The organism is Actinoplanes sp. NPDC019969 (genome assembly GCF_055562375.1).
This window is the reverse complement of the sequence record NZ_JBVHFK010000005.1, coordinates 379,038-402,069: the sequence shown is the minus strand read 5'-3', so window position 1 is coordinate 402,069 and position 23,032 is coordinate 379,038. Positions and strand designations below refer to the sequence as shown.

Sequence of the window (23,032 nt, the reverse complement as noted above, 5' to 3'; positions counted from 1 at the left end):
CTAGGAACCCATCCTGAAATCGGGGTCGAAGCCAGTCAGGTCAATATTCCTATTAAGCAGATGGGAATGCTATGCTCGTCGCTCCGGAACGGGCCTCCGAAGCGGACGACGAGCCCGATGGGAACGGCGAGACGGGTACGGGGCGGCGCCGCCCCGGGTGCGACGGGGAGTTGAGGCGGACATGGGGATCCTGAACGAGCGGATGGCCGAGGAGTTCGTCGCGGCGGGCGCGTTCACGCCGGGACTACCCGGTTTCGTGGGCATCGCGGTCGATCTCCTGGTGGATCCGGCGTGTGCGCCGGCCGGGCGGCGTCCGCTGCGGCATGGGTTCCTGAACACCCGGTCACCGCGGATCCTGGTGGTGAGCGGGCCGCCGTCACCGGGACTGGAGGTGGCGCTGCGGCGGATGGGCGACGATCTGGCCGCGTCGGCACGGATCGTCGAGCAGCACCGGCTCACCATGGTTCCGCAGGCCACCGGGACGGTGCACCCGCAGGCGCCGGGGTCCGCGATCGGTACGGCCACCGCCGGCATCCGGGTCGGCCTGGAAGCCGGGCTCGACGGCGGCGGGCCGCTCGGACTCCCCCGGCGCTGGCAGCTCGCGCACCGGCTCACCCCGGTGCTCGCGGCCGCGTTCGCGAACTCGCCGTTGCGGCACGGCCGTCCCGCCGGGTGGCGCAGCGTACGTCAGGCGCTCCGCCGGGACCTGCCGACCGTACCGGTGCCCGAGGATCCGCGGGCAGCTTGGACGGCGTACGTCATGGATACCCCCGGAAGCACCGGGGCCTCGCCCCGGCAGCGGATCCGCGCCACCGGCCACATCACCCGCACCGAACTGGAACGGCACCGGGCCGGGCTGCGTCCGCCGGTGGCCGCCCGCGGGCACCTGGAACTCGACGTCGCCGACCGCCAGCCCGGCGACGACTGGCGGATCCCGGCCACCGTGGCCGCGGTGCTCCTCGACGACCCGCAGGCCGCGGAGGAGGCCGGGGCAGCCGTCGCCCGTCTCACCGGCGAGTCCGCGCTGTGGGAGCGTGCGGCCCGCGACGCGCTCACCGACCCGGTTCTGGCCGCGGCGGCGCGGGACTGTTTCCTGGCCGCCTACGGCGCCCTCGCCCGCCAGGGCGTCTCCCGCGAGTTGCGCGATGCGGTCGCTGACTTCACTGAGCGGTACGTGTACCGCGGCCGCTGCCCCGCCGACGACATCCTGGACCGCGCCACCGCCCACCAGTAGACGCCGCCCCGGCAGTCATCACCACTACCGGGACGGCATCTCGGCGGTCTCACCCGTGACACCCGGCAAGCCCGGCCGTAGGCTGCCTGGTCCGGCTGGCCGTGAGTGCTGCCTCAGGACGGTCGAGACAGCACTGAGGACCAGCCGGAGGCTTGGGCTGACCCGGCTGGTTCTCATGGCTGTCTCCCGCCCGCTGAGACAGCCATGAGAACCAGCCGCACAAGCTGGCAGGTGGGCCGGTGGCAGGCACGACCGTAGGCAGGCACGACGGCTGGCAGGTGGGTCGGTGGCAGGCAGGGCCGGTGGCAGGTGGGGAGCGGTGGATCGGTCGTCCGGTGCCATGGTCTCGGGGGGCGTGGTAACACTGGGGAATGGGCAAGACTGCGGCGCGGAGCCCGGAGTCCGGGCCGGAGAATGGGACTGTGCCGGCCCGGGGCGATCATGCGGCACGGGCCCGGGAGATCGCTGAGCGGGCTCGGCAACGGCACGCCGACGCCGAGGAGCAGTTGCGGCAGGCGCTGCGGGCGCGGTCGCAGGCACAGCACAGCCGGGAGGTGGCCGAGGCCTGGCGGCAGACGGTGCAGAACGAGCTACGACAGCGGTGGGCCGACGTGGAACAGCGAGCGGCCCGGCTGGCACGGGACGCGGCGGCGATGACGTCGGCGGATCAGCGGGGGCTGGTGCTGTTCGAGCCGGAGTTCTACCGGGTGGAGGACCCGGGGGCGATCGCGGCGGCGGTGTTGGCGGCGGCGATGACGCTGACCCGGGCGCCGATGGGGAACGTGCAACTGTACGACGCGGGCGCCGGCGGGCTGCGGATCGTGGCGCAGCGCGGGTTCGGGCCGGAGTTCCTAGAGTTCTTCGAGGTGGTCGACGATCAGGCGTCGGCGTGCGGGGTGGCGCTCGGGCGGGCCCGGACGGTGCAGGTGCACGACGTGGCGAGCAGCCGGGTCTTCGCCGGGCAGCCGGCCCGGGCGGTGGTTCTGGACGCCGGGGTACGGGCGGTGCGGTCGATTCCGCTCACCGGTCCGGACGGGGACGTGATCGGGGTGCTGTCCACCCACTATCCACGGCCCGGCTCCCCCGATCAGGCCGAGCAACGGCTTCTGGCGCTGCTGGCCGCGGCGGGTGCTCGCCGGCTGGCTCGGTCCACCGACCGCCCGCCGGCCCCGGGCCCGAATGCCTGAAAGACTGAGAAGAGCGGATAAATCAGGCGGGCGTCTCTGACGCCGGCCGCGCAAGCAGGAGCAAGTCAGAGGAGGCGGAGGGCTTCAGGCACGAACGCAGGAGCGAGTGAGGAAGCGGAGGCGGAAGCGAGTGAGGAGAAGCGAAGGCGGGAGCGAGTGAGGAGAAGCGGAGGACGTCAGGCCGCGGAGCGGGCCGGGGAATGCGGGCGGGTCGCCGGGCCGGCGTGCAGGGCGGTGGGCAGGGGCGCCGGGGTGGGGCCGGGCAGCGCGCGGGTGGCCTCGGTGGCGAAGAGCTGGGCGGCGGCGATGGCGGACAGGACGGTGGTGTGGCGTTCGCCCGGGTGGACCCGGCGGGCGGCGGCCAGGCGCTCGCGTGTCAGCAGCATCCGGTCGATGCAGTCGTCGAGCAGCCGGAGCATGTCGTCGTGCACGTGGGGTCCCTCCCGCTACGCCAAGGATGAGTGAGATCCAGGGTAGGGCGGCAACCGCCCCGAAAGGGCACAGTCGAGTAACCAACTGTCGAGGAAATGTTTACGGCGGGTTTCCCGGGGAACCGCCGCCAAAACGGCCCCGAGCTGGTCTTTAAACTTTCTGGTTGACACTGCGACGCTGCCGGTCTACGTTGGCTTTAAACCAAGAGGTTGAATTGAGGTACGGATGTCAGCCGACACGATGTCGAAGGTCTTCGCCGCTCTCGCTGATCCGACGCGGCTCGACATGATGCACCGGCTGGCCGGCGGCGACGCGACGGTCAATCAGATCGCCGAGCCCTACCGCATGTCGCTGCAGGCGGTCTACAAGCACCTCCGCGTGCTGGAGGACGCCGGCCTGGTGAGCCGCCCGCCGGGACCGCAGCCACGCGTGGTGCGCCTGGAGACGGAGGTGTTCGACCAGATGGAAGCGTGGATCGAGCGTTACCGCCGACGCGCCGAGGAGCGTTACCAGCGCCTGGACCGGGTGCTGGCGGAGATCGACGAGACGGACCCCCACCGGAGAGGACAGAAGTCATGAACACGAGCATCGAGGCCGACCCGAAACTGCCGATCATCCGGATCACCAGGGATTTCACCGCCACGCCGGAGCAGCTGCTCCGGGCGCACACCGACCCGGAGGTGTTCGTCCTGTGGAACGGGCCGGAGTCGCTGACCAACGAGATCGACTACTGGGACGCCCGGGACGGCGGCAACTGGCGGTACGTGTCCCGCCGCGGCGAGGAGGCGTACGCGTTCCGCGGCTGCTTCCACCAGGTCGGCCCGGACCGGATCGTGCAGACGTTCACGTTCGAGGGCGAGCCGGACGGGGTGGCCCTGGAGACGCTGTGGTTCGAGGACCTCGGCGACGGGCGGACCCGGCTGCACGCCCAGTCGCTGGTGGAGAGCTTCGAGAGCCGGGACGCCTGGCTTCAGAGCGGCATGGAGGTCGGCGTCAACGAGGGGTACGCCCGGTTGGAGAAGCTGGCCGCCGAGGGCCGGATCTGAGCCTCGTGCCGGGCCAGGACCGCCCGCACGTCGAGCAGCCGGTCGGCCTGATCCCGCAGTCCCGGGTCGCGCCCCCAGGCAGGAGCGGCGCGCAGCCGGGCGAGATCACCGTCGACGTCGCGCACGGTGATGCGGAGCGGGTTCGGCGCCGGATCGACGCGCTGGTTCAGGTACCCGAGGATGCGGCGGAGCACGGTTTCTCCCTGTGAAGGCGCTGGCGGACTTCATACCCGATCAGCGCCGGATGACACGACCCGGGCACAGGGGATACACAGGATCGTTATGCCGGGCGGACGGACCTCGATGGATCATCGGGCCCGTCCGCCCGTACCACTCACGCGGTCCTGGCGGTGAAGAGGTGGTCGAACACGGCGCCCCGGTCGAAGGCGAGCGCGTGGGCCCGGGCGCGTTTCTCCAGGTCACGTCGCTGTTCAGCGGACATGTCGAGGACCACCCGGTCGACCGCCTCGGCGATCGCCGGCACGTCGCCGGCCTCGACGATCACCGCGGTGTCGCCGACCGCCTCGCCGACGCCGCCGGTCGTGGTGGTGATGATCGGGCCCCCACCGGCCAGGGCCTTCTCGGCCAGGGCGATGCCGAACGTCTCGACGAAGTCCGGTTCCGGCTTGGTGGGCAGCGCGTACGCCGCGCACCCGGCCATCAGCAGCGGCTTCTCGTCGTCATCGACGTCGGTGAGGAAGACGATCCGGTCGTCGTCCCGGGCCATCGCGCGGACGTGCTCCAACGCCGGCCCGGTCCCGGCGACGACCAGTTTCACGTCGTCCCGGCAGCGCATCTGGCCGTACGCCATGACCAGGTCGTAGATGCCCTTGGCACGGGCCACCCGGGACAGGAACAGGATGTACCCGTCCCGGCGCAGACCCCGCCGTGCCAGGGCCGCGTCCACCGCGTCAGGGTCGAGGTCCAGGAACGCCGACGCGTCGATCGGTGGGTAACTGACGGTGACGCGGGCCCGGCACTGCTCGGCGAAGCGGGTGCCGCGGTGCGCGTCCACCTCCTCGGCTGCGGCGATGATCTCGTCGCGGGTGTACTCGGAGACCGCCACCACCTCGTCGCTGGCCAGGAACGTGGTGAGCAGCACGGTCGCCGCACCGAACCGGCCCTCGCGCAGGCAGTTCCGGATGACGTTGGTGACGTCCGAGCCGACCGCCTTGGCGATGGTGTGCACGTCGGGGGCGAATCCGGCGGCGCGCGCGGCGGTGACCGCGTCGTTGATCACCTGGGTGTGCGGCACCAGGTACATCGACAGGCAGACGGTGGGCACCGGTTCGCTCAGCAGCTCGACCAGCCGGCCGGTGAGCCCGGCCAGGTGGCGGCCGTCCGGCACCCGGTAGTCGCCGACCGCCTCCGGCCGTTCGACGGTGATGCCGGGGCTGTACGGCAGGAGCCGGTCCAGGGGCTTGAGCGGCAGGCCGGCCGCCCGCAGCGCCGGTACCGGCCAGGTGAGCAGCCGGACGTCGTCGAAGCCGCGGGTGAGCGCGACCTCGGCGAGGTTGCGGGCCTCCCCGGAGTGTCCGCAGATGACCGGGTCGGCGCGGACCGCGATGACGAGTCGGCGGGTGGGTCGGCTCATCGGGCTTCCTTAGGGTGGGAATCGGCGAGGGACGGCGGCCGGATCCCGTGCCCCCAGGTGGAGGGTTCGGGGCCGAGCCGCAGGTGCAGCCGTCCGCCGTGGTGGACGTCGGCGGCCGACAGGTGGGTGCCGTGCAGGGGCCTCCCGTTGAGGGTCGCGGATTGCACGTACTGGGGCGCCGGGTCGCGGTCGAGGCCGTCGACGCCGATCGGGTTCGCGCGGTGGCCGCTGGTCTCGATGACGAACTCGCCGCCCTCGACCTGGAGCGCGGCGCGTTCGAAAGCGGGCGTGTTGACCAGGAACAGGTTCTGGCCGGCGACCGGGAACAGGCCGAGGGAGGCCCAGACGTACCAGGCGCTCAGCCCGCCCGAGTCGTCGTTGCCCGGCAGGCCGCCGGGTCCGGTGCCGAACTGCCAGGTCAGCGCCGAGTTGATCACTTCGGCGGTCCGGTCCGGGCGGCCCGCGTAGTGGTAGGCCCAGGGCACTTCCATGTCGGGCTCGTTGTTGAGGCCCTCGAACCGGTTCAGGGCGTACCCGGCGGCCATCTCGGCCGGGTCCGGGCCGCGGCCGGGCTGCTTCACCGGTTCCGCGCCGTAGCCGAAGAACCGGTCCAGCATCCGCGCGAACGCCCGGTCGCCGCCGGCCAGCGCGATCCGGCCGCGCATGTCGTGCAGCAGCCGGAACGAGTAGTTCCACTTGCCGCCCTCGTAGAACTCGGAGTCCCGCAGCAGGCCGGTGGCCGGGTCGAAGGCGTTCACCCAGTCCCGGCTGCGCCGGTCCAGGTCGGCGGCGAGGCGGTGGTCACCGAGGGCGCGGGCCACCGTGGCGGTGCAGTGGTGGGCGTACGCCAGGTCGAGGGTGTGCGTGATCGGGTGCACCACGCCGTGCTCCCAGAAGTCCTCGCCGTACAGCCGGCGCAGGTCGTCGACCATGTGCACGAGCGCCCAGGTCCAGTCGATGCCGGGCCGGTTGAGCGCGTGCATGTCGGCGAGCGCGGTGTGGGCGAGGGCGCTGGCCTGCCGGAAGAACCGGTCGGCGCCGCGGGCCATCCGGTAGCCGATCGGGAAGTTGCCCTCCTCCTCGCACACCCGGATCAGCGATTCGAGCAGGTCGTGGTGCCGGTCCGGGGCGATCGCGGAGAGCAGCGGCAGCTGCGTCTTGTAGATGTCCCACATGGTGCAGATGTCGAACGCGTACGGGCCGGGGCCGGGCCAGTTGGGGCTCTCGTCGCCGGCGATGCACGGCTTGATCAGCGAGTGGTACAGCGCGGTGGCCAAAACCGTGCGGCGCGCCGGGGTGCCGCCGTCGACCTGGACCCGGCCGAGGTGGTCGCGCCACCGGGACCGGGTGCGGGCGCGGACCGTCTCGAACGCCGTCGTCCCGGTGCCGCACTCCCGGTGCAGGTTCTCCCGGGCCTGGTCGCAGCCGCGCAGCGAGAACCCCATCCGCACCTCGATGGTCTGCCCGGCGCGGGCCGGGCCCATGAAGAGCATGCCGAACGGGCGCAGCGTGGTGTGCCGGATGCTGTCGAAGTCGAGGCGGGTGCCGCCGGGGATGAGCCGCCGGTCGTACCAGAGCATCTGCCGCCAGCCGGGGCTGTCCACCTCGATGTGCACCGAGAGCGGGATGCCCTCCATCACCACGGTGCCCTGCGCCCGACCGTGTCCCATGCTCTCGGCCTGGGCCCGCAGCGGCACGGTCCGGCCCAGGTCGATGGCCAGGCCGCCGCAGGACAGGTCGATGACGACACGGGCGCTGTGGTGGTCGGGGAAGGTGTAGCGGTGGACCGCGACCTTCTCCCCCACGGTGATCTCGCAGCGCACCCCGGTGTCCAGGTTGGCCGCGTAGTACCCGGCCTCGGCCCGCTCGTCCTCCAGTGACCAGGACTGGCCCAGGTCGTCGAGCGGCTGGGTCATCGGCGTCACGCGGACATAGTTGTAGTACTTGCGGATCGCGCCGGTGCCGGACTGCTGGAAGTGCGTGAACCCGGACGCCTTCAGCCGGTCGAACATCTCCTCCGGCACGCCCTCGGTGTTCTTGGCGTACCTGCCGTAACCGGTCGGGTACGCCCCCGAGTACGGGCAGGCGGAGACCATGCCGAAGGGTGAGGTGGCCCCCGGGTGGGTGTTGCCCACCTGCGGTTTCGGCCACCACCAGGTAGCGGCGAGACCGTGTGCGCGAGGCAGATCGGTGGCCGCGGTGCCGATGAAGGGATCAACGTCGTCAAGGATGGGCGGACTCTAACCGGCGACAGCGGTCCCCATGGTTTCGTCCAGGTGAACTCCCCTGACGGGCGACCGCAGCATCCCGTCGAACTCGGCGGCGGGCAGCGGCTTGCTGAAGAAGTAGCCCTGCACGGCCGGGCAGCCGGCGGACCGCAGCGCCGCCCAGTCGGCGAGCTCCTCGACACCCTCGGCGATCGTGGACATGCCCAGCGACCGGGCCAGCCACAGCACGGCCTGGATGATCGACGCCTTGCGCGGGTCCTCGGCCAGCCCGGCCACGAACGAGCGGTCCAGCTTGACGATGTCGGCGGGCAGCGACTTGAGCCAGGTCAGCGAGCTGTATCCGGTGCCGAAGTCGTCCAGGGCGATGCGCACACCGAGCTGCTTGAGCGAGGTGAGCCGCTCCGAGACGTCCACGGCGGACGACAGCAGCGCGGTCTCGGTGATCTCCAGGACGATCCGGGACGGGTCGAGGCCGGGCAGCCCGGCGAGCACGCCGGCGACCATCGGCACGAAGTCCGGTTCGGCGAGCTGCCGCGGGCTGACGTTGACCGACACGTACCCGAGCCGGTCGGACCAGTGCAGCAGGTGCTCGACGGCGGAGCGCAGCACGTGCTCGCCGAGCGGCACGATCAGGCCGGTCTCCTCGGCGGCGCCGATGAAGTGGTACGGGGACAGGATCCCGCCGTCCGGGGTGCGCATCCGGACCAGCGCCTCCGCGCCGGCGATCTGCCCGGTCACGGTGGACACCACCGGCTGGAACCACAGCGGCAGCGTCACCCGCGGGTCGCCGGCCAGGGCACGGCGCAGCCGGCCCTCGGCGGCGATCTTCTCCTGTACGGGCACCCGCAGCTCGTCGGTGTACACCTGGATCCGGTTGCCGCCGGCCCGCTTCGCCGCGTACATGGCGGTGTCCGCGGCGAGCACCACGTCCTCGGCCGGCATCGGCCCGAACGCGGTGGTGACGCCGACGCTGACCGAGACGGGCAGCTCGACGGCGCCGACCGGCAGCGGCTCGGCCAGCGAGGCGAGGATGCTGTTGCCGACCCGCAGGCCGGTGCCGGACGGTCCGGCCAGGGCGGCGATGAACTCGTCGCCGCCGAGCCGGGCCACCAGGGCGCCGGGCGGGACGACCTGCCCGAGGCGCTGGGCGAGCGCGCGCAGCACATCGTCGCCGCTGGCGTGCCCGGCCCCGTCGTTGATCGACTTGAACCGGTCGACGTCCAGGTAGATCACGCTGACCGGCTCGGCGCTGCCGGCCAGCAGCGCGGCCAGGTCGTGCTCGAACGCCTTGCGGGACAGCAGCCCGGTGAGCGAGTCGTGGCGTACCTGGTGGCGCAGTTCGGCCTCGTGGTCGCGGACCGCGGTGACGTCCAGGCAGTGCACGAAGATCAGCCGCAGGGCGCCGTCCCGGCCGTAGAGGCCGGTGGCGTGGGTCTGCGCCCAGATCAGCGAGCCGTCGTCGGTGCGCCGGTACTGCCGGGTCACGGTGACCGGCTCGGGCGAGTCGGTGAGCATCCTTCCCAGCTGCGGCTCGTCCGGGGTGACCGGGGCGAGTGGCAGGTGGGCGAGGGAGAAGCCGTCGGGCAGCACGGCGGGCAGGCGCAGCCACTCGCGGTAGGCGGCGTTGGTACGGACCATCCGCCCGTCCGGGGTGAACATCGCCATCGGCACCGGGGTCTCGTCGAACGCCACCGACAGCTGCGCCCGGCTCTCGCTCAGGTGCTCCTCGGCGCGCTCCTCGGCGGTCTCGTTGAACCGCCAGGCGACGATCTGGAAGGAGGCGGCGGCGAGCACCGCCACCCCGTGCAGCAGCGCCCAGACCAGCGGGTTCTCCCGGGCCTGGTCGTTGCCGAAGGTGTGCTCGATCTCGAAGGTGCCGAACCCGGCGTGGTGGGCGACGGTGGCGAGCAGGAAGCCGCCGAACGGCGCCCAGTCCCGGTACAGCGCGAGCGCCGGGATGGCGACGAAGAACGCGAAGTGCGCCTCGGTCAGGCCGTGGCAGAACGCCACGAACCCGGCGCAGGCCGCGGCGGCGCCGAGCGCGACGGCCAGCGACCGGACCCGCCGGTTGCGCAGCACCGTGGCCGCGACCAGGCTGGACAGCACCAGGCCGTCGGTGATCAGGAGTTCGGTGGGGTGGGCCCCGGTGAGCACCCCGTACACGGTGAGCAGCACCATGACGACGCCGAGCAGCACCGTCAGCAGCCGGTGCCGGCCCGCCCAGTCCCCGTCGCTGAGGCCCCGCCCGGCCGGAAGCCGGTCGCGGAGCCGCCTCATCCACGTCGCCACGAACGCATCATCGGCCTGCCGGGGCCGGGTCCGCGTTCCTGCCGGGTTGCTACTGGGGTGTGAGTACCGCTACTGGGGTGTGAGTACCGCGCGCAGCCCGGCGACCAGCCGGTCGATGTCACCGTCGGTGCTGCCCAGGCCGAAGCTGACCCGCAGCAGCCCGGGCGTCCCGTCGCCGCAGGAACCGGTCCGCCCGGCGCCGGTCAGCCGGCGGGTCAGCGGGTGGGCGCAGAACTGGCCGGCCCGTACCCCGATGCCGTGCTCGCGGCCGAGCCGCTGGGCGACCTCGGCCGGGTCGTGGCCGGGCAGGGCCAGCGAGACGATGCCGACCCGGGGGTGGGCCGGGCCGAACAGGCTGACCTCGACGGCCTCCGGCACGGTCGCCAGACCGTCCCGGAGCCGGGTCAGCAGGTCCTGCTCGTGAGCGTGCAGGGCGGCCCGGTCCGCGGTGAGGAGCGCCTCGCAGACGGCGGCCAGGGCGACGGCGCCGAGCAGGTTCGGGGTGCCGCCCTCGTGCCGGGCGGCCCCGGTGGCCCAGGTCAGGTCGCCGGGACGGTCACCGACGGCGGTGACGGCGCCGCCACCGGCGAGGTACGGGGCCGCCGCGTCCAGCCAGTCCGCGCGGCCCACCAGCACCCCGGCGCCGAACGGGGCGTACAGCTTGTGGCCGGAGAACGCGACGTAGTCGGCGCCGAGATCGTCCAGGTCGATCGGGCGGTGCGGGGCGAGCTGGGCGGCGTCGACGACCACCCGGGCGCCGTGGGCGTGCGCGACGTCGGCCAGCTCGCGCACCGGCCACACCTCGCCGGTGACGTTGCTCGCCCCGGTGACGGTGACGACGACCGGCCCGGTGATCTCGCGCAGAGCCGCATCCAGCGCTTCTTTCACCAGACCGGATGAAGGCACCGGCAACCGGACCGGGTTCGGCCAGGGCAGCAGGTTGGCGTGGTGCTCGCCGTCGAACTGGACCGTCGTGGCGCCCGGCGGCAGCGCCCGGGCCAGCAGGTTCAGCGCGTCGGTGGTGTTCCGGGTGAAGATCACCGTGTCGCTCGCGCGGGCGCCGGTGAACTCGGCGACCACGTCGCGGGCCAGCTCGTACGCGACGGTGGAGCTGTGCGACCGGATGCCGGTGCCGCGGTGGACGCTGCCGTACCGCGGCAGCAGGTCCTGGATCGCGTCGGCGGCCGCCTGCACGCACGGCGCCGAGGCCGCGTAGTCGAGGTGCGCGAAGCGGACGGCCTCGCCGGACGGGAGCTCGACCTTGAGATCGTCGCCGATGACGGACAGAGATGGCATGACCGCGCCTCCACGGGTTCGCCGTTTTGCCGCTGCCGGACGGCAGCGGCCCGGTCCTCACCCGGGGCACCCCGTCGCGAACGGAAGGGTTGCCGGCCAGCGAGCCGGGGCTTCGCGCTGGCGCTCATGACCTGCATCGGAACGTAGCAGATGTCACGCCCCGCACCAATCTCCCACGCAACAAGTAGGGATTAAAGTCCTGATCATGACGATCTCGTTCCAGGACCAGTGGGACCAGTGGCACGCCGAGCACGAGCAGCGGCGCGCCGATCCACACGGCTTCCTCGCCATCACCGGCCTGCACTGGCTCGACGCGAACCCGCAGCGGTTCGAGGGCGCGCCGGGCGCGTGGAGCACCGGGCCGGAGGGCGTGACCGTCGCCCTGGCCGAGGGTGAGTCGCTGACCGTGGACGGCACGGCGATCACCGGCACGCACACCTTCGCGCCGCTCGCCGAGCGCGCCGACATCACCGTGGGTCACGGAAACGCGAAGATCGAGATCGCCCGGCGGGGTGGCTTCGACGTGGTCCGGCCCCGGCACCCGGACAACCCGGTACTCACCGGCTACCCCGGCACGCCCGCCTATCCCGCCGACGAGAAGTGGATGGTGACCGGCTCCTACCAGGCTTTCGACGAGCCGAAGCCGACAACGGTGGGCTCGGTGTCGGAGGGGATCGAGCACGTCTACGAGTCGCCGGGCCGGATCGACTTCGAGGTCGGCGGGGTGCGGCAGTCACTGATCGCTTTCAACGGCAGCACGCCGGGGTCACTGTTCGTGTTGTTCACCGACGCGACGTCGGGGCTGACCACCTACGCGGCGAACCGGAGCCTGTTCATCGCGCCGCCGGCCGCCGACGGCACGGTCACCCTGGACTTCAACCGGGCGACGAACCTGCCGTGCGCGTACACCGAGTTCGCCACCTGCCCGCTGCCGCCCACCGGCAACCGGCTCGAGGTCGCCATCGAGGCCGGTGAGCAGATTCCGCGGTAGTTTGCTGCGATGGAGGAGCTTGCGGAACTCATCGCGATCCGCTCGACGGCGGATCGGCCGGACGAGCTGCGGCGTGCGCTGGGCTTCCTGCTCACGGTGGCCGGTCCCGGTTTCGGGGTACGCCACTTCGAGTCCCACGGCAGGCCCAGCGCCCTCCTGACCTCCGCGGAGGGGACGCCGCGCGTCATCCTGAACGCCCACCTGGACGTCGTCCCCGGCGAGCCGCACCAGTTCGTCCCGCGACGCGACGGCGACCGGCTGTACGGCCGCGGCGCCCACGACATGAAGGCCGCCGCCCTGGTGATGGCCGGGGTGTTCCGCGACCTGGCGCCCCGCCTGCCGTACCCGCTCGCCCTGCAACTGGTCACCGACGAGGAGGTGGGCGGGTTCGACGGCACCGGGCACCAGGTGGAGCAGGGCGTCCGGGCCGGGTTCGTGATCATCGGCGAGCAGAGCAACCTGCGGGTCGTGCCCGAGTCGAAGGGCATCCTGCGGGCCCGGCTCTCCGCGACCGGCCGGACCGCGCACGCCGCCTACCCGTGGCTCGGCACGAACGCGCTGCTCACCGTGGTCGAGGCGGTCCGCCGGCTGCTCCAGCGGTACCCGGTCCCGGCCGCCGAGGAATGGGTGACGACGGTGAACGTGGCCCGGATCGACACCCCGAACCAGGCCGCGAACGTGGTGCCCGCGCAGGCGGGGGCGCTGCTGGACATCCGGTTCCCGCCGTCCGACCCCGATCTGGCCGGGCGTGGCCCCGAGGAGGTCGCCGCCCACCTGCGCGAGGTCGCCGGGCCGGGGGTCGAGGTGACGGTCGAAGGGCTCGGGGCGCCGCACCACGCCGACCCGGATTCCGCCGAGGTGCGCCTGCTGCGGGAGTCGGCGCGGGCGGCCGGGTTCGACGGGGCGCTGCTGCGCAAGCACGGGGCGGCGGACGGGCGGTTCTACTCCGCGGTCGGCGTCGACGCGGTGATCTTCGGGCCGGGTGGCGACGGGCAGCACGGCCCGGAGGAATATGTCGACCTGCGGACGCTCCCCCCGTACCGGCAAGCGCTCGTGAGGTTCTTAGAAAGCCTTCAGTGAGTGCTCGACCCGGGCGGTCACGGCCCGCAGGTGAGGGCGGCGGACGTCGCCCACCTTCGCGTTCCACGAGCAGGGGCCCTGGCGGAGCAGCATCTCCTCGTAGCGCGTCTCGGTGTCGACGCGCTGCCCGGCCGGGCCGACGGTCTGATCGGCGTAGGTGAGCGCGTCGGCGGTGAGGCTGCGCTCGTCCGGGAAGGCGGACAGTTCGGTGGCCAGGCCACGGGCGGCGGCCACGAACCGGGCGCCGGAGTGGTAGGCGACCAGGCCGGCGATCCGGGCCGGCCAGCCCTCGGCGCTCAGGTGCACGGCGCCGTCGAGAGGGTGGAAACCGGTCCGGGCGATCGGGGCGGCGTAGCCGACGTCGTGCAGCCAGGCGGCGGCGACCAGCACGTCCGGGTCCAGACCGAGCCGGTCGGCGAGCTCGGCGGCCCGCTCGGCCACGCCCGCGGTGTGCCGCCAGCGGTTGCCGCTGTCGCCGAGGAGCGTCTCGGCGACCCGGCGGGCCAGGTCGGCGCGGGTGGGGGTGAGCACGGCGGTCATCTGCGGATGCTACGTCGCCGCAGGTTAACGCCGGATGGACCGCTGATGGCCGGTGTCGGAAGGTCACGCCTCCTCGGGCAGGGTGAACGACACCGTCGTTCCCCCGCCCGGGGTCTCGTCCACCACGATCCGGCCGCCGTGCCGTTCCACGATCCGCCAGCAGGTGGACAGCCCGATGCCGTGCCCGCCCGCCGTCCCGTTGCCCAGCCGGGTGAACATGTCGAAGACGCGTTCCCGCTGCTCCGGCGGGATCCCGAGGCCGTTGTCGGCGACCCGGACCGTCCAGCCCCGATGGTCGTGCCCGGCCGACACCGTGACCCGGCAGTCCCGCGCCGGATCCCGGTACTTGATCGCGTTGCCGATCAGGTTCTGCAGCAGCTGCCGGATCAGCACCGGGTCGCCGGCCACCGCCGGCAGGGGCCCGTCCGCCTCGACTGCCGCCCCGGCCTCCTCCGCCGCCGGGCGCAGATCGGTGCGGACGTGCTCGAAGATGTCCGCCAGGTCGGCCGCGACCCGCCGCACCGGTGCGTTGCCGGCCTGCGCGTAGTCCAGCAGCGACCGGATCAGGTCCCGCATCCGGGTGACCGCCCGTGACGCCGCTTCCACCCAGGTCAGCGGGCGGCCCCGTACCTCGTCGCCGATCAGCTCCAGATAGCCGCCGACCGCCGCCAGCGGCGCCACCAGGTCGTGGCTGACCGCGCCGGCGAAGTTCTTCAGATCGGTGTTCGACCGGCGCAGCTCCGCGTTGGCGGCGGCCAGCTCCCGGCGGGCCGCCTCGATCACCCGCTGCTGGGCGCGGGCACTGGTCACGTCGTTCATCGCGACGACCGCGCCCTGCGGCCGGCCACCCGGACCGGTCAGCGCCCGGCCGCTCACGCTGACCTGCATCGGCTCCCGGCCCGGGCTCCTCAGGATCATCTCGGCGTCCTTGACGCTGCCGTCCCACAGGGCGCGCAGCAGCGGAACCCGGTGCGGCGCGAGCAAGGTGCTCCCGTCGGTCTCGAACAGCCGGTAGTGTTCGGCGATGTCCTCCGGCGCCACGCCGCGGTCCGCGTCCCTCCCGTGCCACTCCCGCGCGGCCCGGTTGAACAGGGTGAGCCGCCCGTTCCGGTCGGCGGCGACCACCGCCACGTCGATCGTGTCGAGCAGCGTGTCGGTCCACCGCTGCCGCTCCTCGGCCAGGGCCGCCAGCTCGGCGTTGATCCGCGCCTGCCGGCGCCGCTCGAACAGCGCCAGGATGATCTGCGCCAGATCCTTCAACCGGGCGATCTGCTCCGCGTCGAGCACCCCCGGCACCAGGTCGAACACACACAACGACCCGAGGGCATGACCCTCCGGCGTGACCAGTGGCGCGGACGCGTAGAACCGCACCGCCGCGTGCACACCCGTCACCCACGGATTGTCCTTGAAGTCCGGGTCGACGCTGGCGTCCGGCAGATACGTGAACTGGCCCGTCTCGAACCGCACCGCGCACATCGAGTCCGACCGGTCCGAGTCACCGCCCTCGAACCCGACGGTGGTCAGCTGACACTGCCGGTTCTCGTCGATCAGGTTCAGCGTGGCGTGCGGGACCCGGGCCACCGCCGCGGCCACCCGCACCACGGCCTCCAGTTCGTCCCCGGCCGGCGAATCGAGCAGACGGTACTCGTGCAGGGCGGCAAGCCGCAGCCGCTCCCGTTCCGACAGCCGGTCAGCCAGATCCACCTGTGTCATATCGGCAACGGCGGCTCCCATCTGACGGTTTGCCCCGCCGCGCTCCCCAGCGTGACGGTCACGGTGGTGCCGCCACCCGGGGTGTCCCCGATCGTGATCCGCCCGCCGTGCCGCTCCACGATCCGCAGGCAGCTCGCCAGCCCGATGCCGTGCCCCGCCGCCGGCAGCCCGTCCCGCCGGGCGAACAGGTCGAGCACCTCGCCGGGCCGCTCCCCCGGAAGCCCGGCCCCGTTGTCGGCGATCCGGATCGCCGTCCCCCCGGCGACGGTCTCCGCGCTCACCTCGACCCGGGCCGGCCGGTCCGGGTGCCGGTACCGCACCGCGTTCCCGATCAGGTTCTGCAGCAGCTGCCGGATCAGCACCGGGTCACCGATCACCTCCGGCAGGTCCCCGGGCACGCCGACCCGCACCCCGGCCGGCCCGATCTCCGGCTCCAGGTCGTGCAACACCGAGTCGATCAAAGGCGTGAGGGGTACGCGTTCCGTCCGCACCGGCGCACTGCCCGCTCTCGCGTACCCCAGCAGCGCGTCGATCAGATCCCGCATCCGGGCGACCGCCTGTGCCGCTGCTCCGGCCAGTCCCGCTACACGTTCCCGCTTCCGGGCCAGCGCCGCCCCGTCCGACAGTTCACTGCCTGATAGTTCATCGTCTGACAGTTCACCGCCCAACAGTTCACCGCCCAACAGTTCACCGCCCAACAGTTCACCGCCTAATAGTTCACCGCCTAATAGTTCAGCGTCGAATAGTTTGCCGTCTGACGATGGGACGTCTGAGGACTCGACGTCTGACAGTTCGTCGTCGTCGAGGTCGGACAGCAGGTCGAGGTAGCCGCCGACCGCGGCCAGCGGCGCCACCAGGTCGTGACTGACGGCGCCGGCGAAGTCGGTCAGGTCGGCGTTCGATCGGCGCAGGTCGGCGTTGGCCGCGGCCAGCCGCTGACGGGCCTCCTCGATGATCCGCCGGCGGGCGCGTTCGGCGGTGATGTCGTGCAGCGCGACCACCGCCCCGGCCACGACGCCGTCAGCGGATCGGAGGGGGGCGGCGTTGGCCCGTACCGATCGCAGACCGCCGTCGGGAACCCGGATCGCCATCTCCCGGCCGCGGACCGGAGCCCCGGTGCGCATCGCCTTCAGCAGCGGCACCTCGTCGTCGGGCAGCGGTTCCTCACCGCCCGGCTCGTAGAGCCGGTAGCGGGCCGCCGCACCGGGCGGCCCGGCCGACAGGTCGACGTCGGGGTCGTGCAGTTCGCGGGCGGCCCGGTTGAACAGGGTGACCCGCCCGTCCGGGACGATCGCGACGACCGCCTCGTCGATGCTGTCGAGCATGGTGGCGGTCCACTGTTCGCGGGACTGGATGGTCTCCTTGAGGGCGGCGGTGAGCCGGGCGTGCCGGCGCCGTTCGAAGAACGCCACGACGATGCCGGCCAGGTCGGTGAGCCGGCCGATCTGGTCCGGGGTGAGTTCGTGCCGGGCCCCGTCGAAGACGCAGAGGGTGCCCATCACGTTGCCGGCGGGGCTGATCAGCGGCGCGGAAGCGTAGAACACGACCCGGCCGAGCACCCCGGTGACCCACGGATTGTCGCGGTAGTCGGGATCCTCCCGAGCGTCCGGCAGATGCACGAACCGGCCGAGGTGCAGCCGAACCCCGCACAGCGAGTCCTCGCGGGAGCACTGCTGCGCGGCGACGCCGACGGTGGTGAGCATGTACTGCCGGACGTCGTCGAGCAGGTTCAGCGTCGCGGCCGGAACTTCGGCGACGGCGGCGGCGACCCGGACGACGGCTTCCAGCTCGGCGGCGGGCGGGGTGTCGAGCAGGTGGTACTCGCGCAGCTCGGCGACCCGCCGCCGCTCCCGCTCCGTACCGCTGCCCCCCACCTGATACTCATCGGCACCGTTGCGGCACTGCTGAGAAGGCCACTGTTGCGGCGCCGCCGAGAACGCCCTAGAAGAAGCGGCGGCGCCGGTAGTGCCCGTGATGACGGTAGTGACCATGGTGCCGGTAGTGCCCGTGATGTCCGTAAGCGCCCGGGTGACCGTAAGCACCCGGCGGACCATAGGCGCCCGGGTGACCATAGGCGCCGGGATGCCCATAACCCTGCTCACGGTGGAGGCGGTGATTCACCTCGCGGAGCGCGCCGTCGACCATCGGGTTGTGGCCGCGGTGCGACATCCGCTGCAGCTTCGACGCGACCATCGAAAGCACAAACCTCTTGATCATGCCCAACGCACTGTCTCCCTCACTGCCCGGCCGCCTGTTCCGGCGCGCCGTCCGGATTCCAGCGTAGGCCGCGAAAGCCACCCCTGACCTGTACGTTTCCTGTCCGTTTCCGGTGTGCCGCCCGGGTGGGCCAGAATGCCGCGATGAGCGTGATCACCTACTTCCGGCGCACCTCCCCGGCCACCGTCACCGAACTGCGGCGCCTTCTCGGCGAGGATCCGCTCACGGCTCTGGAGTTCGCCGGCCGCCTGCCGGGCACCCACACCGACCGCGCCTGGGCCGGACTGCATTTCCTGCTGCTGGATCTGGCTCCCCCGGTGGACATCTTCGCGGCGGGAGACCCTTTCCAGATCTTCACCGCCGCGGAGGTACGGGCCACCGCCGCCTTCCTGGAGACGACCCCGTTCCCCGCGCTCGCTGCCGGGTACGACCGCGCGCTGATGGAGTCGATCGGCGTCTACCCGGAGGACCTGTGGGAGGCCGACTGGGCGCTGTCCTACCTGGAGGACGCCTACCTTCGGGTGACCGCCCTGTTCCACGACGCCGCAGCCGCGAACGAGCAGGTCACGGCGTGGCGGTCATGACCTGCGTGTGGAGTTGCGGCGCGCACGACGGCCGTACTCCACACGCGGTCGTCAGCGTTCCAGCTGCTCCTCGAGGTGGAAGACCTGGTCGAGGACGAGCATGCCCTCGTCGGGGCGGGCGTCGCCCAGGGCCGGGAAGAATCCGGCCATGGCGGCCTGCCAGCGGGCGTTGACCTCGGTACGGGCCATCGCCTCCTGAGCGGCCGCGAAGTCGTCGGTCTGCAGGGTGCCGACGAGGAGGCCGTCACCGCGCAGGAAGAGGCGGTAGTCGCGCCAGCCGGTGGCCGCGAGCGCCTGCAGCATGTCCGGCCAGACGGCGGCGTGCACGGCCTTGTACTCGTCGAGTTTCGCCGGATCCACCTGCAGGGTGAAGCACACGTAGGTCATGCCGCCGACAATAACGTTTCAACCCCTCAGCATGTCGAGTGGAAGAGACCGCCGACCGGCTGGGACTCGGCGAGCGCGTTGTACAGCCGTACCGCCTCGGTGGTCTCCGCCTCGTGCACCTCGATGTCGCGCTCGCGCAGCAGCGCGAGGGTCGCCGGGTCGACCTCCAGGCGGTGCTCCATGCCGCGGGACAGCACGACCGCCGTTGCCCACCCTAGCCCGTGCTAATTTATGTCGCATGCGAAATACTTCCATCGCGGTCGGGCCGATCGCCGGGACGCTGTTCGAGCCGGACGGCGATCCCCTGGCGGTGCTCGTGGTCCATCCGGCGACGGCGACGCCGGCCGGGTTCTACACCGGGTTCGCGACCTATCTGGCCGAGCACGGGATCGCCGCCGTCACCTACGACTACCGGGGCACCGGCCGATCCGGGTCGCCGCGGGAGCACCGGGCGGCCGGCATGCGGGACTGGATGGAGACCGACGTGCCGGCCGTGACGGCCTGGGCGGCCGGGCGGTTTCCGGGGCTGCCGCAGCTCGCGGTCGGGCACAGCATCGGCGGGCACGCCCTCGCGCTGGGGCACGGCGGCCCCGGCCTGACCGCGTCGGTGCTGGTCGCCGCGCACGTCGCGTCGATCGCCGCGATTCCGGACCGGGCGGAGCGTTTCCGCGTACGCCTCGTGCTGTCCGTCCTCGGCCCGGTGCTCGGCGCCCTGCTCGGCTACGTCCCGGCCCGCCGCCTGGGTCTGGGCGAGGACATCCCGGTGACCGCCGTCCGGCAGTGGGCGCGGTGGGGCGGGCTGCCGAATTATCTGTTCGACGACCCGGCGATGCGGGCGGCCGAGCGGGCGGCGACGGTGACCGGCCCGGTGCTGGTGATCGGGGTCGGCGACGACCCGTGGGCGACGCCGGGCCAGGTGGACGCGCTGGCCGCCCGGCTGACGAACGCGGCGGTGGAGCGGCGCACGGTCACCCCGGCCGGCGCGGGGGTGCCGCGCGTCGGCCACCATGGGTTCATGCGACGCACCGCCCGTGACACGCTCTGGCCCGATCTGCTGACCTGGCTGCAGAAGCAGGTGGCGAACTCCACGTCATGACCGGCAACCGGCTCGTCTTCGACCTGATGACCGCCGAGCGCGCGATGCGCCGGTGGATCGACGCGCGGTCCGGTGGCAGCGGCATCGGCGCGGCCGGGGCGGGGGTGCTGTTCCACCTGGCCCAGCACGACAACGCCCTGGTCGGGGATGTCAGCGCGGCCCTGCACGCGTCGCCGTCCGGGATCAGCGGGCTGGTCAGCCGCCTGGAGAAGGCCGGTTTCGTGGCGAAGACGCCGGATGCCGGGGATGCCCGCGCGGTACGGCTGAGCCTGACCGCGCGGGGCCGGGAGGCGGTCGCGACCGCGAAAGCCGTGACCCGGGAGCTGAACATCGAGCTGACCGACGGGTTCACCGAGGCGGAGCTGGACGTGGTGGCGCGCTGGCTGGGACAAATCACACAACGCTTGACCTGACCGCCGGTACTTCCGCTCGGGCCCTGGGCATACCAGTGTGGTCTATGGGTGCCCTGAGGTGGAGGAGTACTGATGAGTCATCGTGTGGTTGTCGTGGGGGCCGGGTTCGGCGGCCTGTTCGCGATCAAGGCGCTGCGCCGCGCGGACGTCGAGATCACCCTGATCAACGGTACGGCGTACCACCTCTTCCAGCCGCTGCTCTACCAGGTCGCGACCGGCATCCTGTCGGAGGGCGAGGTGGCCCCGCCGATCCGTGAGGTGCTGCGCCGGCAGGAGAACGTGGACGTGCGCCTCGGCTGGGTGCAGGACGTGGACGTGGCGGCGAAGACGGTGTCGGTGGCCGGGCCCGGCATCGACTACACCGTGCCGTACGACACGCTGATCGTCGCCGCCGGCGCCTCCCAGTCGTACTTCGGCAACGACCAGTTCGCCGACCACGCGCCGGGCATGAAGAGCATCGACGACGCCCTGGAGCTGCGGGCCCGGATCTTCGGCGCGTTCGAGGTCGCCGACCTGCACACCGATCCGGAGACGATCGAGCGCTGGATGACGTTCGTGGTGGTCGGGGCGGGCCCGACCGGCACCGAGATGGCCGGGCAGATCGCCGAGCTGGCGCACCGCACGCTACGCGGTCAGTACCGGCACATCGACTCCCGCAAGGCACGGATCCTGCTGGTCGACGCGGTCGGCTCGGTGCTGAACACGTTCGGCGACCAACTGTCCGCGAAGGCCGAGAAGCAGCTGGACAAGCTGGGTGTCGAGGTGCGGACGAACACCAAGGTGGTGGCGGTCGACGAGACCGGCATCGAGGTGGAGACCGACGGGCACCGCGAGCGGATCCCCACGATGACGAAGGTGTGGGCGGCCGGGGTGGCGGCGCCGTCGCTGGCCGGGAAACTGGCCGCGGCGACCGGGGCGAAGACCGACCGGGCCGGCCGGATCCAGGTGGAGAAGGACACGTCGGTGCCGGGCCACCCGGAGATCTTCGTGCTCGGCGACATGATGAACCTGGCCGGGGAGGACGGGAAGCCGCTGCCCGGGGTGGCGCAGGTCGCGATCCAGAGCGGGCGGCACGCGGCCGGGCAGATCAAGCGCCGGCTGGCCGGGAAGGAGACGGGTCAGCCGTTCCGCTACTTCGACAAGGGCAGCCTGGCCACCATCTCCCGCTTCTCGGCGGTGGCGAGCATCGGGAAGGCGCGGCTGTCCGGCTTCCCGGCCTGGGTGGTGTGGGTTGCGGTGCACCTGTTCTACCTGGTCGGCTTCAAGAACCGGGTGACCGCGGTGCTGCACTGGTTCGTCAGTTTCCTGGGTCGCGGCCGTTCGGAGCGGGTGGCCACCCAGCAGCAGGCGTTCGCCCGCCAGGCGATCCGGGCGTACGGTGACCCGTTCCGCCGGGCAGCCGCGGTGACCGCCCAGACGGCTGATCCGGGCAGGGCGACGACCGCCGAACAGGCCAGGTAGCGTGTAGCGGCCCGCTGAAAGTCCTGAGGAAGGCTCACCATTGGTCCCGGTCACTGTTTCCACGCCCGTGGTGTCCCGAGCCAGGACTCTCGCACCCGTCTTCCATGAGCTGACGCTCTTCCACGGGAGCATGGGGGCGGGCAAGTCGACGCTCGCGCTGCAGAACGCGTACAACCGCCGGCAAGCGGGCCGGCCCGGGATCCTGCTGACCAGCATGGACCGGGCCGGCGCCGGGGTGATGTCGTCGCGTCTCGGGGTGGCCGCGGACGCGATCGAGGTGACCGACGGCACCGAGCTGACGAACCTGATCGCCGCGGAGGTGCCGGCCGGCGGCTTCGTGATCGTCGACGAGGCGCAGTTCCTGCGTCCGGAGCAGGTGGAGCAGCTGGCCTGGGCGGTGGACGAGCTGTGCGTGGACGTGGACTGTTACGCGATCTCGACCGACTTCATGGCCCGGCTGTTCCCGGGCGCGCAGCGGCTGCTCGAGCTGGCCGACAACATCGTGTCGCTGCAGGTCGAGGTGACCTGCTGGTGCGGGCGGCCGGGCCGGCAGAACGCCCGGATCGAGAACGGGCGGGTGGCCCGGTCGGGCGCGCAGGTGGCGGTCGGCGACACCTCGGACGCGGCGGAGGTCACCTATCGGGTGCTGTGCCGCCGGCACTGGCGCGACGGCGAGGCCGGCCCGCTCTGACACTTCCGCCCCGGCAGGTCGTTAGCTAGGCTAACTTCTACCTGCCGTCCAAGGCGTGATCAACTTCCTGGCCCGGCTGTATCTGCTGCGCACCGCGTACGAGATGGAGTACGACCTCCGCAACGTCGTCTTCACCCACCTCATGCGGATGTCGTACGGCCGCTGCTTATGCGCCACTTCACAGGGATCTCGGGCACCCCGATCGAGGAATCACGGATGCGGACGTGAGTCGCCGAGAAGAAGTCCCGCCGACCGCAACGGGCGCAACGAACCCCGACCGCCAGACCCCGCCTGGACGGCCCGGTCAAGGAGGGAACAGCCCTACACGGTCGCCGCGGAGGAAGGTGGGGGCGACATCGAGCAGGCGGTTCCGAAGCGGAGAAGCAGGACCGTGACGGGCATGCATGACCCGCACCCGGCAGACGGTCGCGAGGAAACGCCTGCCGGGGCCGCCGCGAGTCACGGGACGCCGCGTGGCCCGTACCACATCATGGTGTGAGAAAAGCGCCAGTGATGACCCTAACGATATGGCAAACCAGCCAGATAGATCATT

Annotated in this window: 23 protein-coding genes and 1 riboswitch; of the genes, 11 read left to right on the top strand and 12 right to left on the bottom strand. The window is 72.0% G+C overall.

The genetic code is table 11. The features are described 5' to 3' along the window. Positions 1-181: 181 nt before the first annotated feature. Positions 182-1,234 (top strand): glutamate-cysteine ligase family protein, encoded by a 1,053-nt coding sequence (locus tag ACZ3II_RS18020; protein WP_465518780.1) that lies wholly within the window; start codon positions 182-184, stop codon positions 1,232-1,234. A gap of 422 nt (positions 1,235-1,656) precedes the next feature. After that, positions 1,657-2,421: a GAF domain-containing protein gene (locus tag ACZ3II_RS18015; RefSeq protein ID WP_465518779.1), complete on the top strand. Its 765-nt coding sequence runs from the start codon at positions 1,657-1,659 to the stop codon at positions 2,419-2,421. A 176-nt stretch (positions 2,422-2,597) separates the two neighbouring features. On the opposite strand, the gene ACZ3II_RS18010 is transcribed toward ACZ3II_RS18015, so the two are convergent. Further along, a complete protein-coding gene (locus tag ACZ3II_RS18010) occupies positions 2,598-2,852 on the bottom strand; it encodes a hypothetical protein (RefSeq protein WP_465518778.1) in 255 nt (84 codons plus the stop codon). Positions 2,853-3,078: 226 nt separating this feature from the next. Here ACZ3II_RS18010 and ACZ3II_RS18005 point away from each other — a divergent pair, with 226 nt between their 5' ends. Beyond that, a complete protein-coding gene (locus ACZ3II_RS18005; protein WP_465518777.1) occupies positions 3,079-3,432 on the top strand; it encodes an ArsR/SmtB family transcription factor in 354 nt (117 codons plus the stop codon). Next, positions 3,429-3,899, top strand: coding sequence for an SRPBCC domain-containing protein (locus ACZ3II_RS18000; RefSeq protein ID WP_465518776.1), 471 nt, complete (start codon positions 3,429-3,431; stop codon positions 3,897-3,899). Before ACZ3II_RS18005 ends, ACZ3II_RS18000 begins: the two co-directional genes overlap by 4 nt. Here the strand turns inward: ACZ3II_RS18000 and ACZ3II_RS17995 are convergent. The 5 genes from ACZ3II_RS17995 to ACZ3II_RS17975 all read right to left on the bottom strand — a co-directional run bounded on the left by ACZ3II_RS17995 (position 3,824) and on the right by ACZ3II_RS17975 (position 11,306). Next, positions 3,824-4,093, bottom strand: a complete 270-nt coding sequence (locus ACZ3II_RS17995) for a hypothetical protein (RefSeq protein WP_465518775.1) — start codon at positions 4,091-4,093, stop codon at positions 3,824-3,826. The two genes, ACZ3II_RS18000 and ACZ3II_RS17995, sit on opposite strands and share 76 nt — an antisense overlap. 140 nt (positions 4,094-4,233) lie before the next feature. After that, positions 4,234-5,493 (bottom strand): glycosyltransferase, encoded by a 1,260-nt coding sequence (locus ACZ3II_RS17990; RefSeq protein ID WP_465518774.1) that lies wholly within the window; start codon positions 5,491-5,493, stop codon positions 4,234-4,236. Continuing rightward, a complete protein-coding gene (locus tag ACZ3II_RS17985) occupies positions 5,490-7,700 on the bottom strand; it encodes a GH92 family glycosyl hydrolase (RefSeq protein ID WP_465518928.1) in 2,211 nt (736 codons plus the stop codon). The genes ACZ3II_RS17990 and ACZ3II_RS17985 overlap by 4 nt, the downstream gene beginning before the upstream one ends. A 33-nt stretch (positions 7,701-7,733) precedes the next feature. Then, positions 7,734-10,010, bottom strand: coding sequence for a putative bifunctional diguanylate cyclase/phosphodiesterase (locus ACZ3II_RS17980; protein WP_465518773.1), 2,277 nt, complete (start codon positions 10,008-10,010; stop codon positions 7,734-7,736). A gap of 69 nt (positions 10,011-10,079) precedes the next feature. Next, positions 10,080-11,306 carry an aminotransferase class V-fold PLP-dependent enzyme gene (locus tag ACZ3II_RS17975; RefSeq protein WP_465518772.1) on the bottom strand — a complete coding sequence of 409 codons (1,227 nt, stop codon included), beginning with the start codon at positions 11,304-11,306 and terminating at the stop codon, positions 10,080-10,082. Between the two features lie 17 nt (positions 11,307-11,323). Next, positions 11,324-11,438: riboswitch (SAM riboswitch) on the bottom strand. Between the two features lie 73 nt (positions 11,439-11,511). Between ACZ3II_RS17975 and ACZ3II_RS17970 the strand changes: the two genes are divergently transcribed. After that, entirely contained in the window at positions 11,512-12,297 is a 786-nt protein-coding gene (locus ACZ3II_RS17970; protein WP_465518771.1) for a DUF1684 domain-containing protein, read from the top strand. Between the two features lie 9 nt (positions 12,298-12,306). Then, positions 12,307-13,377, top strand: a complete 1,071-nt coding sequence (locus tag ACZ3II_RS17965) for a M20 family metallopeptidase (RefSeq protein WP_465518770.1) — start codon at positions 12,307-12,309, stop codon at positions 13,375-13,377. Here ACZ3II_RS17965 and ACZ3II_RS17960 read toward each other — a convergent pair. From ACZ3II_RS17960 to ACZ3II_RS17945, 4 genes are all read right to left on the bottom strand, one after another. After that, entirely contained in the window at positions 13,360-13,917 is a 558-nt protein-coding gene (locus tag ACZ3II_RS17960; RefSeq protein WP_465518769.1) for an HD domain-containing protein, read from the bottom strand. The genes ACZ3II_RS17965 and ACZ3II_RS17960 overlap by 18 nt on opposite strands. Positions 13,918-13,980: 63 nt before the next feature. Then, positions 13,981-15,621, bottom strand: coding sequence for a sensor histidine kinase (locus ACZ3II_RS17955; protein ID WP_465518768.1), 1,641 nt, complete (start codon positions 15,619-15,621; stop codon positions 13,981-13,983). A 5-nt stretch (positions 15,622-15,626) separates the two neighbouring features. After that, entirely contained in the window at positions 15,627-17,504 is a 1,878-nt protein-coding gene (locus ACZ3II_RS17950) for a sensor histidine kinase (RefSeq protein WP_465518767.1), read from the bottom strand. A 67-nt stretch (positions 17,505-17,571) separates the two neighbouring features. Beyond that, complete coding sequence (locus ACZ3II_RS17945; RefSeq protein WP_465518766.1) at positions 17,572-17,853, bottom strand: hypothetical protein; 282 nt, start codon at positions 17,851-17,853, stop codon at positions 17,572-17,574. A 137-nt stretch (positions 17,854-17,990) separates the two neighbouring features. Between ACZ3II_RS17945 and ACZ3II_RS17940 the strand changes: the two genes are divergently transcribed. Next, positions 17,991-18,431 carry a DUF1877 family protein gene (locus ACZ3II_RS17940; protein ID WP_465518765.1) on the top strand — a complete coding sequence of 147 codons (441 nt, stop codon included), beginning with the start codon at positions 17,991-17,993 and terminating at the stop codon, positions 18,429-18,431. A gap of 51 nt (positions 18,432-18,482) precedes the next feature. Here the strand turns inward: ACZ3II_RS17940 and ACZ3II_RS17935 are convergent, their stop codons facing one another. Together ACZ3II_RS17935 and ACZ3II_RS17930 are read right to left on the bottom strand one after the other, a co-directional pair. Further along, positions 18,483-18,818, bottom strand: coding sequence for an L-rhamnose mutarotase (locus ACZ3II_RS17935; RefSeq protein ID WP_465518764.1), 336 nt, complete (start codon positions 18,816-18,818; stop codon positions 18,483-18,485). A gap of 26 nt (positions 18,819-18,844) precedes the next feature. Then, positions 18,845-19,000: a hypothetical protein gene (locus ACZ3II_RS17930; RefSeq protein WP_465518763.1), complete on the bottom strand. Its 156-nt coding sequence runs from the start codon at positions 18,998-19,000 to the stop codon at positions 18,845-18,847. Positions 19,001-19,056: 56 nt separating this feature from the next. Between ACZ3II_RS17930 and ACZ3II_RS17925 the strand changes: the two genes are divergently transcribed. From ACZ3II_RS17925 to ACZ3II_RS17910, 4 genes are all read left to right on the top strand, one after another. Continuing rightward, positions 19,057-19,914: an alpha/beta hydrolase family protein gene (locus ACZ3II_RS17925; protein WP_465518762.1), complete on the top strand. Its 858-nt coding sequence runs from the start codon at positions 19,057-19,059 to the stop codon at positions 19,912-19,914. Next, on the top strand, positions 19,911-20,327 hold the full coding sequence (locus tag ACZ3II_RS17920) for a MarR family winged helix-turn-helix transcriptional regulator (RefSeq protein ID WP_465518761.1): 417 nt from the start codon (positions 19,911-19,913) through the stop codon (positions 20,325-20,327). Before ACZ3II_RS17925 ends, ACZ3II_RS17920 begins: the two co-directional genes overlap by 4 nt. A gap of 72 nt (positions 20,328-20,399) precedes the next feature. Beyond that, positions 20,400-21,788, top strand: a complete 1,389-nt coding sequence (locus ACZ3II_RS17915; protein ID WP_465518760.1) for an NAD(P)/FAD-dependent oxidoreductase — start codon at positions 20,400-20,402, stop codon at positions 21,786-21,788. A gap of 70 nt (positions 21,789-21,858) precedes the next feature. After that, positions 21,859-22,479, top strand: coding sequence for a thymidine kinase (locus ACZ3II_RS17910; protein ID WP_465518759.1), 621 nt, complete (start codon positions 21,859-21,861; stop codon positions 22,477-22,479). The last annotated feature ends 553 nt before the right edge of the window (positions 22,480-23,032 follow it).

Bases quoted from the DNA above. Each gene is read 5' to 3' on its own strand.
- ACZ3II_RS17970 (WP_465518771.1), top strand. From the start codon at position 11,512: ATGACGATCTCGTTCCAGGACCAGTGGGACCAGTGGCACGCCGAGCAC.
- ACZ3II_RS17940 (WP_465518765.1), top strand. From the start codon at position 17,991: ATGAGCGTGATCACCTACTTCCGGCGCACCTCCCCGGCCACCGTCACC.
- ACZ3II_RS17925 (WP_465518762.1), top strand. From the start codon at position 19,057: ATGCGAAATACTTCCATCGCGGTCGGGCCGATCGCCGGGACGCTGTTC.
- ACZ3II_RS17975 (WP_465518772.1), bottom strand. From the start codon at position 11,306: ATGCCATCTCTGTCCGTCATCGGCGACGATCTCAAGGTCGAGCTCCCG.
- ACZ3II_RS17930 (WP_465518763.1), bottom strand. From the start codon at position 19,000: ATGGAGCACCGCCTGGAGGTCGACCCGGCGACCCTCGCGCTGCTGCGC.
- ACZ3II_RS17915 (WP_465518760.1), top strand. From the start codon at position 20,400: ATGAGTCATCGTGTGGTTGTCGTGGGGGCCGGGTTCGGCGGCCTGTTC.
- ACZ3II_RS18000 (WP_465518776.1), top strand. From the start codon at position 3,429: ATGAACACGAGCATCGAGGCCGACCCGAAACTGCCGATCATCCGGATC.
- ACZ3II_RS17990 (WP_465518774.1), bottom strand. From the start codon at position 5,493: ATGAGCCGACCCACCCGCCGACTCGTCATCGCGGTCCGCGCCGACCCG.
- ACZ3II_RS18005 (WP_465518777.1), top strand. From the start codon at position 3,079: ATGTCAGCCGACACGATGTCGAAGGTCTTCGCCGCTCTCGCTGATCCG.
- ACZ3II_RS17965 (WP_465518770.1), top strand. From the start codon at position 12,307: ATGGAGGAGCTTGCGGAACTCATCGCGATCCGCTCGACGGCGGATCGG.
- ACZ3II_RS17935 (WP_465518764.1), bottom strand. From the start codon at position 18,818: ATGACCTACGTGTGCTTCACCCTGCAGGTGGATCCGGCGAAACTCGAC.
- ACZ3II_RS18020 (WP_465518780.1), top strand. From the start codon at position 182: ATGGGGATCCTGAACGAGCGGATGGCCGAGGAGTTCGTCGCGGCGGGC.
- ACZ3II_RS17960 (WP_465518769.1), bottom strand. From the start codon at position 13,917: ATGACCGCCGTGCTCACCCCCACCCGCGCCGACCTGGCCCGCCGGGTC.
- ACZ3II_RS17920 (WP_465518761.1), top strand. From the start codon at position 19,911: ATGACCGGCAACCGGCTCGTCTTCGACCTGATGACCGCCGAGCGCGCG.